The sequence below is a fragment of the Xanthomonas sp. NCPPB 3569 genome, from assembly GCF_041475645.2.
Taxonomy (GTDB): domain Bacteria; phylum Pseudomonadota; class Gammaproteobacteria; order Xanthomonadales; family Xanthomonadaceae; genus Xanthomonas; species Xanthomonas phaseoli.
Genome location: NZ_CM192969.1, coordinates 4,807,823 through 4,831,064 on the forward strand (window position 1 = coordinate 4,807,823; position 23,242 = coordinate 4,831,064).

Sequence of the window (23,242 nt, forward strand, 5' to 3'; positions counted from 1 at the left end):
GCGATCTGGCTGCAAGCAGGGTGGTTTAGCGCAAGCCAACCGTCACCAGGCCAGCGATGTCGGATTTTCGCTGTTGCGTCGCGCCATGCCGGTGCGCCGCGGCGGATTGGCCGAGCGGCTGCGCCAGGCCGACGGCAGCGTACCGCTCCCGGACGAGATGCCCGGCCAACCGCCTGTCCGTTCGGCGCTGGCAGACGCACGCCGTGGGAAGCGCGCCCATCGCGACGCATGCCGTCGCGACGTTCACCGCCCAAACAAGATCAGGCATGTTGGGCGACGCATCGGCTACGACGTCACCGCCTCACTCTGTCCCGTTCTCCATCGATGGCCGAGGGCGCGGCAGGAACGGAGCGAGCAGGTCCCTGCGGGAAATGCGCGAGCCTTTCGATATCGCTGGCTGCGCCTGCATGGGAGCGAAGATGCGCCGCAGCTCGGCCGGTTGGATCGTGGACAGGAAATAGGGGCGCCACAGCGTCAATTCGTGGTTGTCGGCCAGATTGATCCTGCTCGCCGGCTGGTCGGTGGAGGTGACGAACTGCGCGAAGCGATCGCCGCAGCCGCTGCCGGCACGCTCGGCAGCGGCTGCGGCATCGCTGTCGTGGTGCCAGTGCGGGTGATGCATGAACAACGGCGTGGACTGGATCGGATCCAGCGCACGGACGAACTGGCGTAGCGCGAATCGCAGTGCGCTGTCCTTGGATTTCAGTGTCTCCATATAGACCGTCTCGATGCCCGCCTGCCCCAGGCGTGGCGGGTTGAAGGCATACACGCTGACATTGCCGCTGACCCCGTCCGCACGCAGGAAGTGCGCAATATCGAAGCCGGCGACCGTGGCCACGGCCGCGCCCAGGCTATGCCCCGTCAATGAGATCGACAGCGCCTTGCCGCTGCCCCGCGCGCGGCCCGCATAGCGTGTCAGCACGTCCTTCATGACAGCGCCGTCGGTGCGCGGCAGCTGCGCCTCGGACTGCCACCATTCCTGCCAGCCGGCGCCCACATTGCCCAACGTCGGCAAGCGCTCGTCCAACAGATTGACGTGCGGCCGTGCGATTTGGCTCTTCAAGTCGCATAACACATCGTCCGAAGCATCCAGGCGCGTGCCGGAACAGCCCAGCACCACGACGATCGCCTCGTCCGTCGCGCCCTCCCACAGTTTCAACCGCGGCGTGGACATCGGCGCATCGAGATGGAGCCCACCGATATCGGCGACCGCCGCCAGATCCGCCGTGTACGCTTCGCTGGCGCAGGCGCGCATGCATTCGAGCACCACGCAGCAGTGCATCTCCCATTGCCGATCCCGCCCGGGCGACTGCGCCACTGTGCCATCTACCTGCGCAATCGCAGCGGCGAGATCGCAGGTTTGCGCATCGATCTGCAGCAGGCGCGCGCCAGAGGACGGTGTCGCGTTTGCCGCGACCGAACGCGGCGCCTGGCGCACACGCCTGACCGGCGAAGCGCCGAGGCCGGCGAATACCCCTGCGCGGTCGCGCTCGCGGCAGGGAGAGACGGCAACGCAGACAGGCACGCTGGCGCCGGCGCCGGGCGACTGCACGGACGGCCGACTTGGCAAGGACGTCGCAGTCGTTCGCATGGCGCAGCTTCCGGACCAGTCTGCCGGGATCTTAGCCTTGGCCCTGCCTGGCGAGCGGCACGCAGCGAACTACTGTATGAAAAACGGTAGCCGGCAATGCGCGGTGGCGCGGCGCAGACAGGCTGGACTCAGTGCGCGAAATCCCACTGCAGGCCCACCGTGTAGGTGCGGTCCGGGCCAGGTTCGTCATAGCGGCCGTTGCCATCGTTGACGATGACCGAGCCCACGTACTGCCGGTCCAGCACATTGTCGATGCGTGCGAAGGTGCGCAGTGCGCCGTAGGTCGTCGTCCAGCGACGCGAGGCTTCCAGGTTCACCAGCGCGTAGCCCGGCGCGCGCTCGGTCGCCAAGTCGTTGACCACGGTGGCGCCGGAGGCCACCGATTCGGCAGCGAACTGCCACTGCGCCGGCTGCCATTGCCAGCGTGCAAACAGCTGCTGGCGCGGCACGCCCGGCAGGCGCGAACCACTGGCCACCACTGCGGTAGGCGTGGCGCAGCCGCTGCTGGCACAGGTGAGGTAGCCATCGCGCACGGTGGCATCGACGAAGGTATAGGCCAGCTGCAGCTGCTGGGCGGCACCGATTGGCTGTTGCCAGCTGAGCTCTGCACCCTGGCGCCGGGTGGCGCCGATGTTGCGATAGGTGCTGCGCCCGTTGGTATTGCTGGCCACCGCCAGCTCGTCGTCGGTGTCGGCGCGGAAGACCGCAAATTCCAGCGCCGCGCCGCTTTGCGCGCGCCACTTGCTGCCCACTTCGTAGTTGCGGCTGGTGGCCGCGCCCAGGTCCAGCGCCAGGCCGGCGCCGCCATCGCTGCGGTAGCCCAGTTCGTTGAAGGTGGGCGTTTCGAAGCCGCGTCCGACCGAGGCGTAGAAACGCAGATCCTCCGCGGCACGGAACACGATGCCGGCGACCGGCGTGGTCGCCGAATAATCGCGCCGGCCGCTGTCGTCGGGATTGCGCCCGACGATGTAGTGGTCGTCCGAGTCGAAGCGCACCTGGCTATGGCGCACGCCCAGCAGTGCCGACCAACGCTCGCTCCACTGCCACCACAGTTGCGCAAACTGGTCCACGTTCTCGACCTGGTCGCGCTGGTTGCGGCGCAGTGCGCCCTTGACGCCCAGCGTATCGCCGAGGAAGTTTTCGTAACCGGTGCGATGCTGGCGCTGGCGGTCGGCATTGGCGCCGACGGTCAGCTGCAGGGGCCGGCCCAGCGCGTCGCCCTGCCAGGCCCAACGCGCATCGGCACCGTCGTAATTGCTGTCCAGATCGATCACGCCACCCGAATGCAGCGGGTTGCGCTGCACCGCCACCGGGATCGCCAGGAACTGCTCCACGCTGCGCTGCCCGCCATAGGCCATCAGGCGCAACGTCTGGTTGTCCCATTGCTGGGTGAAGATCGCACCGGCCTGCGACTGACGCACCGATTTGCGGGTGTTGAACTGGGTGGCCACCGAGGTGGCTTGCGCCGGGTCGGCGTTGAACTGGGCGCGGGTCAGACCAAGCGGATCCTGGGCATCGGGTGCGTCCAGATAATTGAGCACCAGGTCCAGCCGGCGGCCGGCGGCGAGATCGAACCCCAGCTTGGCATTGACCGACTCGCGCCTGGCGCGGCTATGGGCGCGGAAGCCATCGGTGTCGAAATGATTGGCCGCCACGTTGTAGTGCACCGCGCCCTGCTGGCCGAGCAATTGCGCACCGACATTGACGGTGGCGTTGCTGCCATAGGTGGCGCGCAGCCGCCACGGGTCGTCCGGCTGGCCGTCGGCACTCCACAGCTGCAGCACGCCGCCGGAGGAATTGCCGTACAACGCCGAAAACGGTCCGCGCAGCACTTCCACCCGCTGCGCGCCCAGCACGTTGAAGTGCGATAGCTGGCCCTGGCCGTCGGGCATGCTGGCCGGAATGCCGTCCACCAGCAGGCGCACCCCGCGCACGCCGAAGGTGGAGCGCGCGCCGAAGCCGCGGATCGACAGCTGGGTGTCCTGCGCGTAGTTCTGGCGGTCGCGCGCCACCAGCCCGGGGATGCCGTCCAGCAACTCGGAGACCTGCGCGCCGCGGCGGTTGTCGTCATCGGCCGCCACCACGGTGAACGAGGCCGGCAGGTCGAAGTCGTCCACCCCGCGCACACGCGCGGCGTCCACCTGCACGGTGGGCAAGCGCTGGATCGGGGTGGCGGCGGGCGGCGCCGGATCGGCGGCCAGGACGGGCGATGTAGCGCCCGTGGCGAACAGGCCGCAGGCGGCGGCCAACAAGGTGAGTCTGGACATGCACCTAGTGTCCCTCATCCGTACTGTCAGTGCATTGTTGCGTACGGAACGAAGCATGCTACGCCGGCCATGGGCTGCTACGATGAGGTGGTTTGGCCCAGCAGCGGCCAACGATCCGGAAGTACCCCACTCTTTCGTCCTTCAGCGAGTCTTGCCGTGTCCTTCTTTGCAAACGTGGAACAGGTTCCAGGCGACCCCATCCTGGGCCTGACCGAGGCCTACAACGCCGACAGCCGCCCCAACAAGGTCAACCTGGGCGTGGGCATCTATTACGACGAGAACGGGCGCATCCCGCTGTTGCGCGCCGTGCACAAGATCGAGCAGCAGCTGGCGCAAGACGCCAAACCGCGCGGCTATTTGCCCATCGACGGCCTGGCTGCATACGACAAGGCCACCCAGGAACTGCTGTTCGGCGCCGACTCTGCGCTGGTGACCTCCGGCCGCGTGGCGACCTCGCAGACCGTGGGCGGCAGCGGCGCATTGCGCGTGGGTGCCGACCTGCTCAAGAAGCTGCTGCCCACCGCCACCATCGCCATCAGCAACCCCAGCTGGGAAAACCATCGCGCAGTGTTCGGCGCGGCCGGCTTCGAGGTTGTCGATTACACCTACTTCGATGCCGCCAGCCATGGCCTGAACTTCGACGGCATGCTCGCCGACCTGGCCAAGCTGGAGCCGGGCACCGTGGTGTTGCTGCACGCCTGCTGCCACAACCCCACCGGCGCGGACCTGAGCCGCGAGCAGTGGAAGCAGGTGGCCGGGCTGCTGAAGGAACGCAACCTGTTCCCGTTCGTCGACATCGCCTACCAGGGCTTCGACCAGGGCATCGAGGCCGATGCCTACGCGGTGCGCCTGCTGGCGGCCGAAGGCATCGACAGCTACGTGGTGGCCAGCTCCTACTCCAAGTCGTTCTCGCTGTATGGCGAGCGCGTGGGCGCGCTGTCGGTGGTCTCGGCCACCGCCGCCGAAGCCAAGGCCGTGCAGTCGCAGGTCAAGCGCATCATTCGCACGATCTACTCCAGCCCGTCCACACACGGCGCCGCACTGGTGGCCGGCGTGCTGACCAGCCCGGAGCTGCGCGATCTGTGGGAGCAGGAACTGACCGAAATGCGCGAGCGTATCCATTCCCTGCGCGCCGGGCTGGTGGAAAAACTCGCCACGCTGGGTGCGCCGGAATTCGACTTCATCCAGCGCCAGGCCGGCATGTTTTCGTACTCGGGCCTGACCCGCACGCAGGTGGACCGCCTGCGCGACGAATTCGCGATCTACGCCGTCGGCACCGGCCGCATCTGCGTGGCAGCACTGAGCCAGCGCAACCTGGACTACGTGGCCCAGGCCGTGGCCACTGTCAGCCGGACCTGACCGGCAGACCGTCCAGCTAAACCTTAGAATCACCCAAGCCATATTCTCCTAATTTTTAATATTTAAATGAAATTATTTGTTACTTGACTTCATGCCCGGCCATTCATACCTTGTTTAGGTGCCCGAACCGGGCACCTAACGTAAGGATACGGCAATGCGGCTAGGTGTATTTTTGATTCTCTCGTGCCTTTTTACTGCACCAACTGCAATGGCAGTGACGAAGACTTGTGATGGGTGCACGGACGCTCAAATGCAAACAATGGTTAGGCAGATACTAATCTTCGAGGGGGGCGCATATAAAAACCCCCGTCAACCCGCGTACGTGGCAAATCCCCAGTCAAAAACTGTCCTGAAGGGAACTTATAGTTGGAGTTATGAGTCGGATGGAGAAACAATTGTTCAACATGTCACAATGACCCCTGTAGAGAGTCAAATTCTGGGCTATGTCAATACTTTAGCTGCAGCATATGGCGACAGGATACTAACTAGCAGCGCTATAGGCCTACCGACTCCAATGGCCCGACCTCTGTCTATGACATCATAAACAATCCGTCTCGTGAGCAGCAGGTCGTCAGCGCAATCGAGAACTCAAAGGCGGACTTTTTTCAAAGAGCGGCAGAGGCTGCAAAAGTAATAAACCCATTTCCTGGCTTCAATCCAGGCGCGGTTGGTTTAACGGTGAAATTCTTTTTTAAAGACGGAAGCACTGCAACGTATACTTTTGACAGTCAAACGAAGTCCTGGGCGCGGGTGAAAGACAGCCAACGCGATTCTAGTGGCAATATCGTGCCCCTAACGAAGTCTGACTTCGCGGGGGGTCCCGGTAGTACGCGCACTTACGACTTCACCAATAGTCAGACTGACATGGATAAATTTTATTCATGGGCCAATCAAAATGGTATCAAGTTCACTCAAGCTACGGGATCTGGATCGAGGACGGGCGTGACTTGCATTAGCACTGAAGATGGCGTGGTCTGTCATATAGTTGCTTATTAGCCACATGAACCTTTCGAAAAGCTCAGCAAGGACCAGATGGTCCTTGCTGATTTTGTTCTGTGCACTTGCTGCACTCTTCTTTTTCTTGTTTTGTAAGACAGAGAGAGCTCCTGGGCGCAAAGAAACAGTGCCCTCATCCCATCAAGTGGTCGCTTTACATTCGGAAGGGAAATTTAACAGCCCATCCATTGATACGATCCCAACCACTTCTGTGCCCGCACGGATGTCCCTTGACGACTTGGAAAGGCAATCCAGCCGAGGCGATGCCAAGGCAGCGTGCCACGTGGCGGCTATTTATGAGCAATGCCTGATGCTACTCCGCCAATATGACGACATATTAGCGATGATCGAGACGAAGAACCAAGGCGCTTCTGGCTATTTTGAGGCACTTCGATTGCGCTCCGATTATTGTGCTGGCATCTCAATAAATACAAACGACGCCATCGACAAATGGAAAGATGCTGCACAGAAGGGCAGCACCAATGGCATGAGAGGTTACGTCAGCGGCTCTTCTCTCTTGGGGATTTCGGACGCCACAAAGTACCGTGATGCTCTCAGGGAATACTCTCGCTCTGCCGAGGGCTTCGCATGGAAACTAGCAGATCGGGGCGACATCAATGCAATTATTGCATTAGCGCACGCTTATAATAATGGACCTACGCCGGCCGGATCCAAGCTATCCCAAGTGGTAGAAAAAGACCAAGTCAAGGCACTGGCTATCTTTTATTATCTTCAGAACTCATCATCTCACATGACGACGCACTCTGCCTCTGAGAATCGAGTAATGGAGCTTGCATCGAGATCCATCAAGAAACTTGAATCCAGCTTGAGCGCGACATCGATTCGCGATTCAGCAATTATGGCAGGCACTTTAACAAAACGCTGGACCGCCCCTCTAAACTACGAAAAAATTTTCATGTCAACTCTTGAGGACGGAACATTAAGCTCTGCCCAAGCTGAAGACTGCCAAGATGAGGACAACCGCAATTGAAAATTAAACACAGTGCCTGCATCGCCGCGATCTTGATTTCTCTTGCATCGCTATGGCTCACGCAGTTCAATCAGTTCCATCGTTATTATTTAGCCCCCATTATTTTTTCAGCCGCTACGGTTGCGACCTTAACAACTCAAGAAAAAAGCATAGGTCGCCACTTTGAGATGGTTGCAACTCTAAGCATACTTGCTCTTTCTATTTTCTTAGGCTTACAGCACTATACTCTGTAGACATAATGAATTATTAGGGGTATGACTAGAGCGGCTAATAAAACTACTGCGGGCCGTCAGGCGTGCGTACACTGCGATTCTGAGCGTGCCGTCCGCACCCACCTGACGACCGCTCGCTACGTTTTGTTAGCCGCTCTTAGCCTCACCGGTGTGCAGGCCTGGAGGCAGCCGGGTTAGAGTTTTTTTGGCGAGCTTCTGGACCAGCAGCAGGTTGCGCACTCCGGCCGGAGTGTACCTTTCGGTGAGGCTCCACTGTATTCATGGCGCCTGCCAAAGTGCGATGGTCGCTAGCTACTGCGCTACTCTATCTCGTGACGGCGCGTCGTCGGCGACGCACGATAGCTGCAGGGGGACAGCTCGCTCTTCAGCGCATCCGCGCATATTCGATCAGCGGCGCTGCAAACCGCGCATCAAGTGATCGAAATCTAACGCGGCAATGGCGACAATGGCGGCCCACTTCCTACACAGGCTGCCCGTTCTCATGTCGCGTCCCTCGCTGACCCGCTTCCTGATCGAAGAGCAACACGCCGGCCGTATCGATGCGGAATTGCGCCAGCTGATCACCATCGTCTCGCGCGCCTGCAAGCGCATCTCCATCGCCGTGAGCAAGGGCGCCCTGGGCGGCGTGCTCGGCGATGCCGGCACCGGCAACGTGCAGGGCGAAGCACAGAAAAAGCTCGATGTGCTCAGCAACGACATCCTGCTCGAAGCCAATGCCTGGGGCGGCCATCTGGCCGCGTGCGCGTCCGAAGAAATGGACCACAGCCAGCCGGTGCCCGACCAATACCCCAGCGGCGATTTCCTGCTGTTGTTCGACCCGCTCGACGGCAGTTCCAACATCGACGTCAATGTCTCGGTGGGCACCATCTTCTCGGTGCTGCGCGCGCCCAAGGGCACGGAAAAGCCGCGCGATGAGCACTTCCTGCAGCCGGGCACCCAACAGGTCGCTGCCGGCTACTGCATCTACGGCCCCAGCACCATGCTGGTGCTCACCCTCGGCCACGGCACCCACGCCTTTACGCTGGAGCGCGAGGAAGGCAGCTTCCTGCTGACCCAGGCCAACATGCGCGTGCCCGAAGACACCGCCGAATACGCCATCAACATGTCCAACCAACGCCACTGGGAACCGGCAATGCAGGCCTACGCGGGCGACCTGCTGGCCGGCAAGGAGGGCGCACGCGGCAAGGATTTCAACATGCGCTGGATCGCCAGCATGGTGGCCGACGTGCACCGCATCCTCACCCGCGGCGGCATCTTCATCTACCCCTGGGACAAGAAGGACGCCTCCAAGCCGGGCAAGCTGCGCCTGATGTACGAAGCCAACCCGATGAGCATGCTGGTGGAACAGGCCGGCGGCGCGGCCACCACCGGGCGCGAACGCATCCTGGAGATCCAGCCCACACAATTGCACCAGCGCGTACCGGTGTTCCTGGGCTCGAAGAACGAAGTGGCCGAGGCCACGCGGTATCACCTGGATGCCGATAAGGCGTAAGGCTGCGGGTGCAGCTTGCAAGGCATGCACACTGGATTCCACAAGACACCCGCCTAGTGCGGGTGTCTTGGTTTATGGCGCCCGCTGATTGCACCGCTCATCAGACGATGGCAAACGAGGGCCGCCGGCGCGATATGTTTTCACGGGTCGTCATTTGACTCCACACGTGGCAGCAGTGAGTATCGCCCTCGGGCCGGCGCAGGAGTAGGACGGTCTACGCGAAGTCGATTCCCATCGCACTGCCTTGCAACAGTCGGCCGACTGCCCGCAAGGATCACGTCTGGATCAGGGAGTTCTCATGAAAACCGCACGCGTTGCACTGGTGGCTGCCGTCCTGTTGCAGGCCACCCCCGCCTTCTCCGCGCCGACCGCCGCATCGCCACTGGTCGGAACCTGGCTGCTGGACACCAGCAGCCTTCCTATGCCGGAAGCTGTACGCCCCAAGCGTGTCGTTTTGCAGTTCAAGCAGGTCTCGGGCAACAAGTGGGCAACCCATGCCGAAATCGTCGAACACGACGATACGAAGCTGCAAGCGCAATCCACGCTACTGCTGGATGGCACACCGGGTCGGGCGTCCGGTACATATCTGGTGGACCGTGCCGCGGTCAAAATGCCAGAGCCCGGTGTACTGGTGATGCAGCTGATGTATCAAGGCGTCCCCGCCTCCACCCGCACCTATACGGTCAGCGCCGACGGCAAAGTCATGACCGAAATCGAAGCGTATTTCAAAGATGGCAACCCGATGATGCGCACGGCCTATTTCAAGCGCGCGCCGAGTCAGAGCAGGTAAGCAACACCACGTCGTGCCCATTCACGGCGCGACGTGGTTTTCGAGGCGCCGGTGTAGGTCGACGGCTCGCCTCCCACGCCGCGTTGTGCGCTCCAGACAGTGAAGAGGCTGGAAGATGACCCTGATGGCACTCTGCACTAGCACTCCCAATGGCGGCGTGGGACCACTCGAGTTCGACATGCCGCAAGCGCAAGTTGCCGAGTTCGAAGCGGTCATGGGGCCTATCGAGGAAATCACCGCAGACTCGCTGCCTGCCGGTAGCCTCGCAATCAACCAGTTCCGTCATCGCGGTGCGCCGTTGTGTGCGTTTCACCGGGGGCGCTTGCGCTATCTCGATTGGGCCGTCCGACATCATCGCGGCCAGGTTCCAGGACATATCGCGATTCAGCGGCGATCCCAAACACGTGTATTGGACACCTGGACAGGCAGCCCGTGCCGTCCTTTGGCGTCACAACAGCGGTGTCCTGCCGTCGTTGGGGTTGGAATTGGCCGGTTTCGTGATCGAATACGGCCCGAAAGGCAAACCACTCGTGTTCGTCAGCACGACAACGGCATTTACCTGGCCACACCCGGCGCTCTTTCGACCCGGCCGGGAACGTTTCAGCAAAGGGGACCTGATCGCAACTTCCAACCTGGCAGCGTGAGACCGCGCCAGACAATCAGGCTTGATGGCAGCAACCGCCTCCTCCGTGGAGCGCTGACATTGATTCCCAGCATGGCCTTGTTTGCGGTGCGGCAGGCATGACGGAGCCGCTGCAGCGCAATACGCTGCTGCTGGCCATGGCACAGCTGACGAAAGCGGGATTGAAGATTATCGCCGCCTCGATATACGCGTGCTTTGCCGCCTCATTTTTCAGTGGCATCGTCCTGTTCATCCCGTTCCTTTTTTTTGGCGGTTTTGTCGTTCTTTTTATCTTTTTTGTTACGTCATTCGTGATGGAGTTGCCTGCATTCTTGATGGTGGGCGTGCCCGTCTTGCACTGGGATTCCCGCGCTGAAGTCCGCGCGTCCTCGCGATGCGGCGTTGGCGGGGGCAGTCAGTGCAGCTATCGTCGACTGCTACATTTATTGGGCTGGCTTTTTCCCGGATCTGACCCGTTCTTCAAAATCTGCGCCGCTATTTTTCGGATCCACCATTGTCTGGGCGGTCTTCGCTGGCTGGCTGTATCAGCGCGCCAGAAAACACCCTAAAACCACCTAGCCGCAGCGGGTAGTGGTGTTGCCTGCTGCGCACCGTCAAAGGCAAACATGCGGGACTGACGGATGCTCGCGCGGCGCAAAATGCCGGAATGCACATCGGCATGGCACCCGCTTGATCAGGCAGATCTTGTTGGGCGCAAAGCGCGGTCGCCAGCATCGGCAACCGTGCCAACGAGCGTGCTACGCGCCATCGCTACGCTTGACGATCGCCACCTGCTGGGCAGGTTGTTGTGGGTCATCGGCCGCGCTACCGGATGCGCTCGCCTCACACCTCTCGGCGTCTTGCCATTGCCCCTTGACCGCCAGCGCACACAACGGCCAGTCTCGAGGGCTGGCACGGCGGGGCCGTGTCGCGCGTCTTCAATGGAGAACCGCCGTGGACCGTCGTACCTTCCTCACCCTGTCCGGCATCGGTGCCGCCGGGCTGCTGCTGCCCAATACGCGGCTGATCGCCGCCGAGCAGTTGCTTGCGCCAGTGGATGCAGCACGCAACCGGCGCCTTTCCGATGCCGCGCTCACCACCGCCAAGGCCGCCGGTGCCAGCTATTGCGATGTGCGCGTGGGGCGCTATCTGCGTCAGTTCGTGATCACCCGCGAGGCGCAGGTGGAAAACGTGGTCAATGCCGAATCCAGCGGCGTGGGCGTGCGCGTGCTGGCCGATGGCGCCTGGGGGTTCGCGGCCACCAACACGCTGACCAGCGATGGTGTGGCCACCGCCACGCGGCAGGCGGTGGCCATTGCCAAGGCGAATGCGCGCTTGGGCGGCACGCCGGTGCAGCTGGCGCCGGTGACGCCGGCCGGACAGGTCAGCTGGAAGACGCCGATCAGGAAGAACGCCATGGAAGTGCCGCTGCAGGACAAGGTGGCACTGCTGATGGACGTCAACGCCGCTGCGCTCAATGCCGGTGCAACCTTCGTGGCCTCGCGCATGTTTGCGATCAATGAGCAAAAATATTTTGCCAGCAGCGATGGCTCCTATATCGATCAGGACGTGCACCGGTTGTGGCTGCCGTTCACCGTTACCGCAGTGGACAAGGCCAGCGGCAAGTTCCGCACCCGCGACGGACTGTCCTCGCCGATGGGCATGGGCTACGAATATCTGGATGGCGATGCCAGCCAGAAGCACCCGCTGCCAGGCGGGCTGATCGGTTACGGGCACAGCTACGATGCGCGCGAGGACGCGATCGCCGCGGCCAAGCAGGCACGCGCCAAACTCACCGCGCCGTCGGTAAAAGCAGGCAAGTACGATCTGGTGATCGACCCGAGCAATCTGTTCCTCACCATCCACGAATCGGTGGGGCATCCGCTGGAGCTCGATCGCGTGCTGGGTTACGAGGCCAACTACGCCGGCACCAGTTTCGCCACCCTGGACAAGCGCGATGCCAAGTTCCGCTGGGGCAGCGATGCGGTGACCTTCGTCGCCGACAAGACGCAGCCGGGCAGCCTGGGCGCGGTGGGCTACGACGATGAAGGAGTGAAGACCAAGCAGTGGGAACTGGTGAAGGACGGCATCCTGGTCGATTACTAATGCACGCGCGATCAGGCGCACCTGCTCGGCAAGACCGCGTCCGATGGTTGTAGCTACGCCGATTCATGGTCGAACGTGCAATTCCAACGCATGCCCAATGTGTCCTTGGCGCCAGGCAAGATGCCGTTGGCAGTTGCCGACATGATCAAGAACGTGGAGCGCGGCTTGTACATCCATGGGCGCGGTTCGTATTCGATCGATCAGCAGCGCTACAACGCGCAGTTCGGCGGACAGCTGTTCTACGAGATCGAAAATGGCCAGGTCACCCGCCTGGTGGAAGATGGCGCCTACCAGATCCGCACGCCGGAATTCTGGAATGCCTGCAGCGCGGTGTGCGATCAACGCGATTTCCGCCTGGGCGGCTCGTTCTTCGATGGCAAGGGTCAGCCCAGCCAGGTCTCGGCGGTGTCGCATGGTGCGTCTACTGCGCGTTTCGATGGCATCAACGTGATCAATACCGCGCGTTCGTTGGGGTGAGGCCAGCCAACCGTTGGATGGCAGGTGGCTTGGTTGAAACTGGCTTGGTTTTTGTGCAGATGGTGCATCCGCATCGTCCTGTCGCTTCGAAGCACGCGAAAATGTCGCTTTATTTGGTTGCCTGTTGGATCAAACTCTGTTGGTCGAGTGCGCGGTGTCCTCACCGCTCGCGGGACACGCCGTGAACCCGTCCATGGGGCTCGATGGCGGCATCCATACCGCCAACGGTCCCGCAATCGGTGAGGACACCGCGCCAGACAGTTGGCTGGTGGTTTGTTGAAGAGCAAAGACGCTGCGTCGCTAATGTGCTGATCGCTTGTTCAAACCTGTGCGCACCGATCAACGCGACTGGCCCTTGCCCGCCCACCGTCGCAGGACCCGTGGCGGCATGGATGCCGCCACGGAGCTTGCATGGACGTACTTGCAGCGTGTCCCGCGAGGGTGGGCGGGTAAGGGTCCTGCAGCGAGCGCACAGATCCTCCGCTCTGCACCTGAGTTTCCGCACGCATCCAAACGCCACGATTTCATCTGTTGCAATCGCTTGGCATGCGCCGACCCTGGTCAGTCGAAGGCACGGTGCCTCACCGCGCCAGGCAGTTGGTCGGTGGTCTGGTAAAGCTCTTTTGTTGCTCGGCTTTCGCTGAGAAGAGACCAGTCTGCGTATCCAACGCGCGGCAACAGTCCTCGCACACCGCCAGCCGCGCTCGCCACACATCAACGCAAGCCGGGAGTGCCACTGGCTTCGTACGGGCCAACGTTTGCACACGCACCCCTGCCGAAAGTCATTTGACGCAGCATTCATCGGCCGGCAAGAATCGGTGGATACCGCGCGCAGAGCCATGTGCGTGTCACCACACCACCTGCGCGCCGCGCGGGACTATTGGGGAGTTGCCCGTGCAGCGACGTGATTTCCTGGCCCTCACCGGGCTGACCATGGGCGGGCTGATCGTGCCGGCCTATTTCGGCAAGGCAATTGCCGCCGAACAGTTGTTGACACCCTTCGATGTGGGCCGCAAGAAACGCCTGGCCGATGCCGGCTTGAACGCTGCGCGCCAGGCCGGCGCCAGCTATTGCGATGTACGCATCGGCCGCTATCTGCGCCAGTTCGTGATCACCCGCGAGGACAAGGTGCAGAACGTGGTCAACACCGAGTCCATCGGTGCCGGCATCCGCGTCATCGTGGGCGGCGCGTGGGGCTTTGCCGCCACCAACGAGCTGACCGAACAAGGCGTGGCCAAGGCTGCCGCGCAGGCGGCGGCGATCGCCAAGGCCAACGCCAAGGTGCAGGGCACGCCGGTGCAACTGGCGCCGACGCCGGGCGTGGGCGAGGTGAGCTGGAAGACGCCGATCAAGAAGAACGCCATGGAAGTGCCGATCAAGGACAAGGTGGACCTGCTGCTCGGCGTCAACGCCGCAGCCACCGCGGCTGGCGCCAACTTCGTCAACTCGATGCTGTTCGTGGTCAACGAGCAGAAGTATTTCGCCAGCACCGACGGCTCCTACATCGACCAGGATGTGCACCGCATCTGGGCGCCGATGAGCGTGACCGCCATCGACAAGGCCAGCGGCAAGTTCCGCACCCGCGATGGCCTGTCCGCGCCGATGGGCCTGGGCTACGAATATCTGGATGGCGCCGCCTCCGGCAAGTTCGTCTCGCCCAACGGCGTGGTGAACTACGGCCTGTCCTACGACATGAAGGAAGACGCCATCGCCGCCGCCAAACAGGCGCAGGAAAAGCTCAAGGCGCCGTCGGTGAAGCCGGGCAAGTACGACCTGGTGCTGGACCCCTCGCACACCTGGCTCACCATCCACGAATCGGTGGGCCATCCGCTGGAGCTGGACCGCGTGCTCGGCTACGAAGCCAACTACGCCGGCACCAGCTTCGCCACGCTGGACAAGCTCAAGGCCGGCTTCCAGTACGGCAGCGACAAGGTGCATATCCTCGCCGACAAGACGCAGGCAGGCAGCCTGGGCGCGGTGGGCTACGACGATGAGGGCGTCAAGACCAAGCAGTGGGACCTGATCCGCGACGGCAAGCTGGTGGACTACCAGGCCATCCGCGATCAGGCGCATATCCTGGGCAAGACCGCCTCCGATGGTTGCTGCTACGCAGACTCGTGGTCGAGCGTGCAGTTCCAGCGCATGGCCAATGTGTCGCTGGCCGCCGGCAAGACGCCGCTGAGCGTGAGCGATCTGATCAAGAACGTGGAAAACGGCATCTACATCATCGGCGATGGCTCGTTTTCCATCGACCAGCAGCGCTACAACGCGCAGTTCGGTGGACAGCTGTTCTACGAGATCAAGAACGGCGCCATCACCCGCATGCTCGAAGACGTGGCCTACCAGATCCGCACGCCAGAATTCTGGAACGCCTGCAGTGCCGTGGCCGATCAACGCGACTACCGCCTGGGCGGCTCGTTCTTCGACGGCAAGGGCCAGCCGAGCCAGGTCTCGGCGGTCTCGCATGGTTCGTCCACCGCCCGCTTCGATGGCATCAACGTCATCAGCACCGCCCGCTCGCTCGGCTGACAGGAGAAACCCACATGAGCATCCTTACCGAAGCGCAGGCCAAGGTCATTCTGGACAAGGTCATCAAGCTGTCCAAGGCCGACGAGTGCACCGCCACGCTCACCGGCTCGATCGACGGCAATATCCGTTTTGCGCTCAACAACGTCTCCACCAGCGGCATCGTCGACAACACCGACCTGCAGGTGCAGGTGGCGTTCGGCAAGCGCGTGGGCGTTGCCACGATCAACGAGTTCGACGACGCCTCGCTGGAACGGGTGGTGCGTCGCGCCGAAGACCTGGCGCGACTGGCTCCGGAAAATCCGGAATTCATGCCGGCGGTCGACAAGCAGACCTACAAACCCAGCCCCACCTTCAGCGAATCCACCGCAGCGGTGGACCCGGCGTTCCGCGCGCAGGTGGCGGCCGATTCGATCGCCCCGTGCAAGGGCAAGGGCCTGATCGCCGCAGGCTTCCTGGAAGATGGCCAGAGCTTTACCGCATTCGCCAACAGCAAGGGCAATTTCGGTTACCAGCGCGGTGCGCGCTTCGACTACACCTGCACCGTGCGTACCGAAGACGGCCGCGGCTCGGGCTGGGTGGGCCGCAATCTGAAAGACGCCGCCGACTTCAAGGCCGAGCAGGACATCCGCATTGCGATGCGCAAGGCCAGCGATTCGGCCGAAGCCAAGGCGCTGGAGCCGGGCAAGTACACCGTGATCCTGGAGCCGGCCGCGGCAGCGGGGCTGATTTCCTTCATGATGAATTTCTTCGACGCACGCCGCGCCGATGAGGGGCGCAGCTTCCTGTCCAAGAAAGGCGGCGGCAACAAGCTGGGCGAGCAGGTCTACGACCCGCGCGTGAACATCACCGCCGATCCGTGGGATCCGCGTGCGGCGGTGATGCCGTGGGACGAAGAAGGCCTGCCGCGCGAAAAGATGGCCATCGTGGAAAACGGCAAGATCGCCAACCTGCAGTATTCGCGCTTCTGGGCACAGAAGAACGGCAAGCGCGCGGTCGGCGAACCAGGCAATCTGTTGATGGCCGGTGGCGAGAAGAACATCGCCGAGCTGGTGCGCGGCACCGAGAAGGGCATCCTGGTCACGCGGACCTGGTACATCCGCATGGTCGACCCGCAGACGGTGCTGCTGACCGGGCTCACCCGCGACGGCACCTTCTACATCGAGAACGGCCAGATCAAGTACCCGGTGAAGAACTTCCGCTTCAACGAATCGCCGGTGATCATGCTCAACAACATCGACGAGTTGGGCAAGCCGGTGCGCGTGGCCGGCGACGAATCCAACTTCGTGATGATGATTCCGCCGATGCGGCTACGCGACTTCACGTTTACCTCGTTGTCGGATGCGGTGTGACTGAGGGCCGGGAATTGGGAGTGGGGAATCGGGAATGGGAGAGCGGGAGCCGCTCCACTCAACCTGAGCGTTCACCAGTGCTTCCGGTTCCCGGTTCCCTCCCAGCGACGACATCGCGCCGTCGTTTCCTTGGCCTGCTGCTCGGCAGCGTCTCCACGTTGGCGTTGGCGCTGCCGCGGCAAGCACGTGCGGCCGGGGCTTACGATTTCTGGTTTACCCGGTTGCGCTACGACTCCGGCGATTGGGATGTGGATGCGCGCATGCCGTCCAACCTGATCACCTCGTTGATCGACTACACCCAGCTGCGCGTGGATCCGCAGGAACATGTGCTGGATCTGGCCGACCCCCGCATGTTGCAGGCGCCGTTCTGCTATCTGTCCGGGCACAAGCTGGTGGAGTTCAACCCGGCCGAGCGGCGCAATTTCGAGCGCTATGTGCGCAACGGCGGCTTCGTGTTCGTGGACGATTGCAACCACGATATCGATGGTTTGTTCGCCACTTCGTTCGAAGCGCAAATGACCTCGATCTTCGGCAAGAGCGCGCTGCAGAAACTGCCCAAGAACCATCGGCTCTACAGCGCCTTCTTCGCCTTCCCCGATGGCCCGCCGGCAACCGGTTTCGAGCTCAATGGCTGGGGCGACGATCTGGTGCACGACTATCTCAAGGGCATCAGCATCGATGGCCGCCTCGGGGTGCTCTACAGCAACAAGGATTACGGCTGCGAATGGGATTACGACTGGCGCAACAAGCGTTTTCTGGCCGAAGACAACACCAAGTTCGCCGTGAACATCGTGATGTATGCGTTGACCAATTGATCGCGGCATGTCGATCGCCCTGCAGGAGCACGCTCGCACGCGATGAAAATGTATCTGTGAAGCATCGCGCGCAGGCGCGCTCCTACATCAGCAGCCATCCAACGAGATCTCCCGTATGAACGCCCCCAACCACGACATCCTCGCCGCGCAACGTGCCCAGCTGGGCACGTTGCGCGCGGCCCTGGCCCAGGCGGTGGTGGGCCAGGACGCGGTGGTGGAGCAATTGCTGATCGGCCTGCTCGCCGGCGGCCATTGCCTGCTGGAAGGCGCGCCTGGCCTGGGCAAGACGCTGCTGGTGCGCTCGCTGGGGCAGGCGCTGGAACTGCAGTTTCGCCGCGTGCAGTTCACGCCCGACTTGATGCCCAGCGACATCCTGGGCACCGAGTTGCTGGAAGAAGACCACGGCACCGGGCATCGGCATTTCCGCTTTCAGCAGGGGCCGATCTTTACCAACCTGCTGCTGGCCGACGAACTCAACCGCACCCCGCCCAAGACGCAGGCCGCATTGCTGGAAGCGATGAGCGAACGCACCGTCAGCTATGCCGGCACCACCTATGCGCTGCCGGCACCGTTCTTCGTGCTGGCCACGCAGAACCCGATTGAACAGGCCGGCACCTACCCGTTGCCGGAAGCGCAGCTGGATCGCTTCCTGCTGCATGTGCGCGTGGGTTACCCCAGCGAACAGGAAGAGCGCGACATCCTCAGCCAGACCACCGGCAGCGCAAGCGCGCAGGTGCCCAAGGTGATGGACGCGGCCAGCGTGCAGGCGCTGCAGCAGCACGTGCGGCAAGTGCATGTGGGCGCGGAGTTGCTGACCTGGATCAACCGCCTGGTGCGTGCCAGCCGTCCCGGCCCGCAGGCCAGCGACGAGGTGCGCCAGTGGATCAAATGGGGCGCCGGCCCACGTGCGGGGCAGTCGCTGGTGCTGGCGTCCAAGGCGCGCGCACTGCTGCACGGCCGCTTTGCAGCCACCCGCGAAGACGTGGTGGCGCTTGCGGCGCCGGTGATGCGCCACCGCCTGTTGCTCTCGTTCGCCGCCGAAGCCGAACAACGCACGGCCGACGACGTGGTCGCCGCATTGCTGCGTGCCGTGCCGTTCCCGACGTGAGACATCGCGCGGCGTGAATGCAGACCTGCCGGCATTGATTCCCAGCGACGTGCGCAGCCGCCTGCGTGGTCTGCAGCTGCGTGCGCGCCACGCGCAGGGTGCGCACGGCATCGGCCAACATGCCAGCCGCAGCCGCGGCGCCGGGCTGGAATTCGCGCAATACCGCGCCTACGAACCGGGCGATGCGCTGCGCCAGATCGACTGGAAACTCTACGCACGCTCGGACCGCTTCTTCGTGCGCGAAGCCGAGCGCGAAAGTCCGCTCACGCTGTGGTTGTTGCTCGACGCCACCGCCTCTGCCAGCCAGGCCGACCACGCGCGCCCCGGCAGTACGCGCCTGCAGGCAATGGCGACGGTGGCAGCCTGCGCTGCGGAGATCGCGCTGCAGCAGGGCGATGAGGTCGGCCTGTTTGCGGTGCACGGCGGCGGGCTGGTGGCAGTGCCGGCCGGTACCGGGCCACGACAGCGCGACCGGTTATGGCTGGCCCTGCACGGACTGCAGGCCGGTGGGCGCTGGCCGGGCCTGGCCGCCGTACGCCCGCTGTGGGAACGCATCGCCACGCATGCGCTGGTGCTGTCGATCGGCGATGGCTTCGACGAAGAACTCAACACTGCACTGGAAAAACTTGCCGCCGCTCGTCGCCAGGTCATGCAACTGCAGGTGCTGACCTGCGACGAACGCGATTTCAGTTTCAGCGGCGGCCACCGCTTCCGCGACCCGGAAACCGGCGAGGAACTTTTGGGCGATGGCGCAGCGATGCGCGCCGATTATCTGCAACGCTTCGGCGCGGCACAGCGCGCGCAGCAGGCGCGCTGGCAGGCCGCCGGCATCGCGCACGCACTGCATTACCTGGACGCCGCACCCGACGCGGCGTTGCGCCAGTTGTTCGGGCAAGGCGCGCCGCGATGAGCTGGCAGGTCGGCCGCACGCAGGTCGCCAGGCGGGTGCCGCGATGAACCTGCTGTTGCTGTTCCCTGCCGGCCTGGCCGCGCTGGCCGCGTTGCTGCTGCCGCTGCTGATCCATCTGGCCCGGCGCAGCGAACACCGGCCGACCGATTTCGCCGCGCTGCGCTGGTTGCGTGCAATGCCGCGCCCACGCCACCGCGTGCGTCTGGACGAATGGCCGCTGCTACTGGTGCGGGTGTTGCTCCTGGTTGTGCTGGCGCTGCTGCTGGCCGAACCGGCCGTACGCGATCATGACGATGCACGCCCACGCATTGCGCTCAGCCCCGGGGTGGATGTGGCTGCCGCACGCCAGCTACGCCACGCCGCGAACGCGCAATGGCTGTGGCTGGCGCCGGGCTTCCCGCCGGTCGATGCAGATGCGAATGCCGATGTATCGAAGACACCCGCCACGCCTGCGGGCGCGGCACCACCGGTCTCCAGCCTGTTGCGCGAGCTCGATGCCAGCCTGCCGCCAGCTGCGGCGCTCAGCGTGATCGTGCCGGCCCAGTGGGGCCCGCTGGATGCGCAGCGTCTGCAGTTGTCGCATCCGGTGCGTTGGCAGGTCGTGCCCGGTCAATCACCAATTGCTGCGCCCGCCGCTGCCGCGCCGCTAGGCCTGCAGGCGATTGCCGACGACAACGCCGCGCCGGCCCTGCGCTATCTGCGCGCCGTGCATGCCGCCTGGGCGCTGCCGGGCAGCCTGCCGGTGGGCACGCCGGCCGATGCGCAGCCTGCGCGCTGGGCCCCCGGCACCGTGGTGGCCTGGCTGTCGCGCAGCGCGCCGCCGGCGCCGGTGATGGCCTGGGTCGCAGCCGGTGGGCAGCTGCTGCTGGATGCGCAGACACCCGTTCCACCCCGCCTTGCCGCGACCCTGCAGCCCGTGCAACAGACTGCCGCTGGCGCGCCATTGCTCGATGCCGCAGCGCTCGGCCGCGGACGCGTGCTGCGCTGGGCCGCACCGCTACAGCCGCGGCAACTGCCGGCGTTGCTGGATGCCGATTTTCCCACCCGCCTGCACGGCGCCCTGCAGCCGCTGCCCACACCACAACGCGCACTGGCGCAGACCCAGCAACCGCAGCGCGGTGCCGCCAGCCGCCTGACCACTGCACCGTGGCCGCTGGCGCCATGGCTGATCGGCCTGGTGCTGCTGCTGTTCGCGCTCGAACGCTGGCTGGCCACCGCACCGCGCCGGGCCACCGCCGCATGAGCACGCCTGCGCTGCAGCAGGCGTGGCAGGCGGCACGGCGGCGGCAGGCCGCTGGCGTGTTGTTGTTCGGGCTGCCGCTGGCAGCGGTGCCGGCGGCGCTGGCGTGGCGCGCCGGCGCACAGGTCGCCGTGGTGCTGCTGCTTCTGGGCTTGCTGGCACTGGGCGGCATGGCGCTGCTGGCCGCGCGGCGGCTCGACCAGGCCTGGCTGATCCGCCGGCTGGACCGCGATACCGATCTGGAAGACAGCAGCGACCTGCTGTTCGCCCCCGCCACCCAGCTCGGTCCGCTGCAGACCCTGCAACGGCAACGGCTGGAACAGCGCCTGCGCAGCCGCCCACGCGACCTGCGCCCGGCCTGGCCGTGGCGCCGCGCCTGGCCTTGGAGCGTGCTGGGTGTGCTCGCCTGCGCCGCGTTGCTGCTGTGGCCACCCCCGGCCACCCGACGCACCCCGCCAACCGACCGCGTGGCCGCCGCGCGTGCCATCAGTGGCGCCCCCACACTGCGGCACGCGCAGCTACGCAGCAGCCCGCCCGCCTATACCGGTCTGCCCGCCGCGCGCCTGCCCGGCCTGGACGCGAAGGTGCCGGTCGGCACCCGGCTGGATTGGCAACTGCAGGTCAGCCCGGCGCCGCGCAGCGTGGCCCTGCGGCTGACCGACGGCCGCACCGTCGCGCTGGCCCGACAGGGTGGCAGCGATGCGTGGCACGGCCAGTGGGTCACCGAGCGGGCCACCCTCTACCGCATCCTCATCGACGGCGCGCCGGCCGACCGCCAGCTGTATCGGCTGGACGTGCTGCCCGACCGCCCACCGCAGGTGCGCGTGCTCGCGCCCGAGCAAAGCCTGGTGCTGTGGTCGCCGGCCAACCGCAGCTGGACGCTGCGCTTCGAGGCCAGCGACGACTACGCGGTGGCCGCCAGCGCCGAGTTGCGCCTCACCCTGGCCCAGGGCAGCGGCGAAAACATCACCTTCACCACCCAGCGCCGCCCGCTCACCGGCAGCGGCACGGCCAGGCAACGCGGCTTCGCCACCACCCTGCAACCGCAAGCCCTGGGCATGAAAGCCGGCGACGACCTGATTGCCCAGCTCATCGTCCACGACACCCGCCAGCCCGGCCCGCAGGAAGGCCGCAGCGCCAGCGTGATCCTGCGCTGGCCGCCGCCCGAACAGACCATGGCCGCCGGTCTGGAAGCCAGCGTCAAGCAGACCTTGCCGGCCTACTTCCGCAGCCAGCGCCAGATCATCATCGACGCGCAGGCGCTGCTGAAGGAACAACCGCGCCTGGATGCAGCCACCTTCCTCAAGCGCTCCGACGCCATCGGCGTGGACCAACGCCTGCTGCGGCTGCGCTACGGCCAGTTCCTGGGCGAAGAAAGCGAAGGTGCGCCGCAAGGCCCGCCGACTGCCGACGCGCCACCCACCAGCGACGCCCCGGCCGACGATTTACCCACCGCCGACATGCCCACCGCCGATGCGCCAAGCACGCCCGCCGCGGCTTCTGACACGCAGGCCGGGCATGACCACGACCCTCACGATCACGACGCCCATGCCACCGAACCCGGCGCCGCCGCACTGGACGAGCACGATCACGACCATGACGCCCGCAACGGCCGGCCCGAGCGCAGCAGCTTCGGCCAGGCCGAGAACGTGCTGGCCGAATTCGGCCATACCCACGACCACGCCGAAGCCGCCACCCTGCTCGACCCGCAAACCCGCGCCCTGCTGCGCGCCGCGCTGGACCAGATGTGGCAGTCCGAAGGCGACCTGCGCCAGGGCCACCCCGAGCGCGCGCTGCCGTACGCCAACAAGGCGCTGGGCTTCATCAAACAGGTGCAGCAGGCCGAACGCATCTACCTGGCGCGCGTGGGCACGCAGTTGCCGCCGATCGACCCGAGCCGACGGCTGAGGGGCGATCGCGCCGGACTGGGCAACCGTGCCGCCGGGCTGGACACCCGCCCGGACCCGGACCCGTCCGCGCTGCAGCTGTGGGATGCATTGGGCGAGGCCGCCCCAGTGCCCGCTGCCACCCTGGCCCGCTACGCACAGTGGCTGCAGACCCAGCAAGATCGCCTGCACGACCCGCTGGGCCTGGCCGCCGCCGTGGAAACCCTGCGCGCCGAACCCGATTGCGCCGGCTGCCGCACCCAGCTGCGCGCCCAGGTCTGGCGCACCCTGCTCGCCCCACCGGCAGCACCGCATCGCCGCGCCGCGCCCGACCCGCGCGGCCAGCGCTACCTGGATGCGCTGCGGCAGGAGACGCAGCCGTGAGTCCCACCCTGATCCGCCTTCTTCCGGTGCACCGGTCGTTCGGACCGACGTGGCTTGTAGAGGTGGCAGCAAGCAGCCCGCAGCGGTGCGCTCGGCA

General features: G+C 64.5%; 16 protein-coding genes, 1 other RNA gene and 2 pseudogenes. 16 read left to right on the top strand and 3 right to left on the bottom strand.

What is annotated here, in order from left to right:
• Window positions 1-25: 25 nt before the first annotated feature.
• The 3 genes from ACCQ03_RS20735 to ACCQ03_RS20745 all read right to left on the bottom strand — a co-directional run bounded on the left by ACCQ03_RS20735 (window position 26) and on the right by ACCQ03_RS20745 (window position 3,858).
• Entirely contained in the window at window positions 26-268 is a 243-nt protein-coding gene (locus ACCQ03_RS20735) for a hypothetical protein (protein ID WP_237377068.1), read from the bottom strand.
• 33 nt (window positions 269-301) lie between these two features.
• The gene (xopAP, locus tag ACCQ03_RS20740) at window positions 302-1,552 is read right to left on the bottom strand and encodes a XopAP family type III secretion system effector (protein WP_209226284.1); all 1,251 of its coding nucleotides are present in this window, start codon (window positions 1,550-1,552) and stop codon (window positions 302-304) included.
• Between the two features lie 167 nt (window positions 1,553-1,719).
• On the bottom strand, window positions 1,720-3,858 hold the full coding sequence (locus ACCQ03_RS20745) for a TonB-dependent receptor family protein (RefSeq protein WP_209226280.1): 2,139 nt from the start codon (window positions 3,856-3,858) through the stop codon (window positions 1,720-1,722).
• A 156-nt stretch (window positions 3,859-4,014) separates the two neighbouring features.
• On the opposite strand from ACCQ03_RS20745, the gene ACCQ03_RS20750 reads away from it, so the two are divergent.
• The 16 genes and pseudogenes from ACCQ03_RS20750 (at window position 4,015) to ACCQ03_RS20825 (ending at window position 23,145) form a co-directional block, all read left to right on the top strand.
• Window positions 4,015-5,217, top strand: a complete 1,203-nt coding sequence (locus tag ACCQ03_RS20750) for an amino acid aminotransferase (protein ID WP_057678968.1) — start codon at window positions 4,015-4,017, stop codon at window positions 5,215-5,217.
• Between the two features lie 1,039 nt (window positions 5,218-6,256).
• Window positions 6,257-7,204 carry a hypothetical protein gene (locus ACCQ03_RS20755; RefSeq protein ID WP_240476563.1) on the top strand — a complete coding sequence of 316 codons (948 nt, stop codon included), beginning with the start codon at window positions 6,257-6,259 and terminating at the stop codon, window positions 7,202-7,204.
• Window positions 7,201-7,437, top strand: coding sequence for a hypothetical protein (locus ACCQ03_RS20760; RefSeq protein WP_139791005.1), 237 nt, complete (start codon window positions 7,201-7,203; stop codon window positions 7,435-7,437). Before ACCQ03_RS20755 ends, ACCQ03_RS20760 begins: the two co-directional genes overlap by 4 nt.
• Window positions 7,438-7,499: 62 nt before the next feature.
• Window positions 7,500-7,569, top strand: a non-coding RNA gene (locus ACCQ03_RS20765) — sX9 sRNA.
• Between the two features lie 349 nt (window positions 7,570-7,918).
• Entirely contained in the window at window positions 7,919-8,929 is a 1,011-nt protein-coding gene (locus tag ACCQ03_RS20770) for a class 1 fructose-bisphosphatase (RefSeq protein ID WP_209226273.1), read from the top strand.
• A 322-nt stretch (window positions 8,930-9,251) separates the two neighbouring features.
• Complete coding sequence (locus ACCQ03_RS20775; RefSeq protein ID WP_017157969.1) at window positions 9,252-9,719, top strand: hypothetical protein; 468 nt, start codon at window positions 9,252-9,254, stop codon at window positions 9,717-9,719.
• 404 nt (window positions 9,720-10,123) lie between these two features.
• Window positions 10,124-10,363, top strand: coding sequence for a hypothetical protein (locus tag ACCQ03_RS20780; protein WP_081023096.1), 240 nt, complete (start codon window positions 10,124-10,126; stop codon window positions 10,361-10,363).
• Between the two features lie 97 nt (window positions 10,364-10,460).
• Window positions 10,461-10,920, top strand: a pseudogene (locus tag ACCQ03_RS20785) (hypothetical protein).
• A 375-nt stretch (window positions 10,921-11,295) separates the two neighbouring features.
• A pseudogene (locus ACCQ03_RS20790) lies at window positions 11,296-12,924 on the top strand (TldD/PmbA family protein).
• A gap of 894 nt (window positions 12,925-13,818) precedes the next feature.
• Entirely contained in the window at window positions 13,819-15,453 is a 1,635-nt protein-coding gene (locus ACCQ03_RS20795) for a TldD/PmbA family protein (protein WP_057678686.1), read from the top strand.
• A gap of 14 nt (window positions 15,454-15,467) precedes the next feature.
• The gene (locus ACCQ03_RS20800; RefSeq protein ID WP_057678685.1) at window positions 15,468-16,802 is read left to right on the top strand and encodes a TldD/PmbA family protein; all 1,335 of its coding nucleotides are present in this window, start codon (window positions 15,468-15,470) and stop codon (window positions 16,800-16,802) included.
• Entirely contained in the window at window positions 16,799-17,617 is an 819-nt protein-coding gene (locus tag ACCQ03_RS20805) for a DUF4159 domain-containing protein (RefSeq protein WP_057663577.1), read from the top strand. The genes ACCQ03_RS20800 and ACCQ03_RS20805 overlap by 4 nt, the downstream gene beginning before the upstream one ends.
• Window positions 17,618-17,732: 115 nt before the next feature.
• Complete coding sequence (locus ACCQ03_RS20810; protein WP_057678684.1) at window positions 17,733-18,725, top strand: AAA family ATPase; 993 nt, start codon at window positions 17,733-17,735, stop codon at window positions 18,723-18,725.
• 13 nt (window positions 18,726-18,738) lie between these two features.
• Window positions 18,739-19,635, top strand: coding sequence for a DUF58 domain-containing protein (locus ACCQ03_RS20815; RefSeq protein ID WP_057678683.1), 897 nt, complete (start codon window positions 18,739-18,741; stop codon window positions 19,633-19,635).
• 43 nt (window positions 19,636-19,678) lie between these two features.
• Window positions 19,679-20,878: a BatA domain-containing protein gene (locus tag ACCQ03_RS20820; RefSeq protein ID WP_057678682.1), complete on the top strand. Its 1,200-nt coding sequence runs from the start codon at window positions 19,679-19,681 to the stop codon at window positions 20,876-20,878.
• Window positions 20,875-23,145, top strand: a complete 2,271-nt coding sequence (locus tag ACCQ03_RS20825) for a hypothetical protein (protein ID WP_209226268.1) — start codon at window positions 20,875-20,877, stop codon at window positions 23,143-23,145. Before ACCQ03_RS20820 ends, ACCQ03_RS20825 begins: the two co-directional genes overlap by 4 nt.
• The last annotated feature ends 97 nt before the right edge of the window (window positions 23,146-23,242 follow it).

What these genes read in the sequence shown, in the direction of transcription:
- ACCQ03_RS20735 (WP_237377068.1), bottom strand. Translation starts at nt 268, where the DNA reads ATGCCTGATCTTGTTTGGGCGGTGAACGTCGCGACGGCATGCGTCGCG.
- ACCQ03_RS20745 (WP_209226280.1), bottom strand. Translation starts at nt 3,858, where the DNA reads ATGTCCAGACTCACCTTGTTGGCCGCCGCCTGCGGCCTGTTCGCCACG.
- ACCQ03_RS20770 (WP_209226273.1), top strand. Translation starts at nt 7,919, where the DNA reads ATGTCGCGTCCCTCGCTGACCCGCTTCCTGATCGAAGAGCAACACGCC.
- ACCQ03_RS20800 (WP_057678685.1), top strand. Translation starts at nt 15,468, where the DNA reads ATGAGCATCCTTACCGAAGCGCAGGCCAAGGTCATTCTGGACAAGGTC.
- ACCQ03_RS20810 (WP_057678684.1), top strand. Translation starts at nt 17,733, where the DNA reads ATGAACGCCCCCAACCACGACATCCTCGCCGCGCAACGTGCCCAGCTG.
- ACCQ03_RS20820 (WP_057678682.1), top strand. Translation starts at nt 19,679, where the DNA reads ATGAACCTGCTGTTGCTGTTCCCTGCCGGCCTGGCCGCGCTGGCCGCG.
- ACCQ03_RS20825 (WP_209226268.1), top strand. Translation starts at nt 20,875, where the DNA reads ATGAGCACGCCTGCGCTGCAGCAGGCGTGGCAGGCGGCACGGCGGCGG.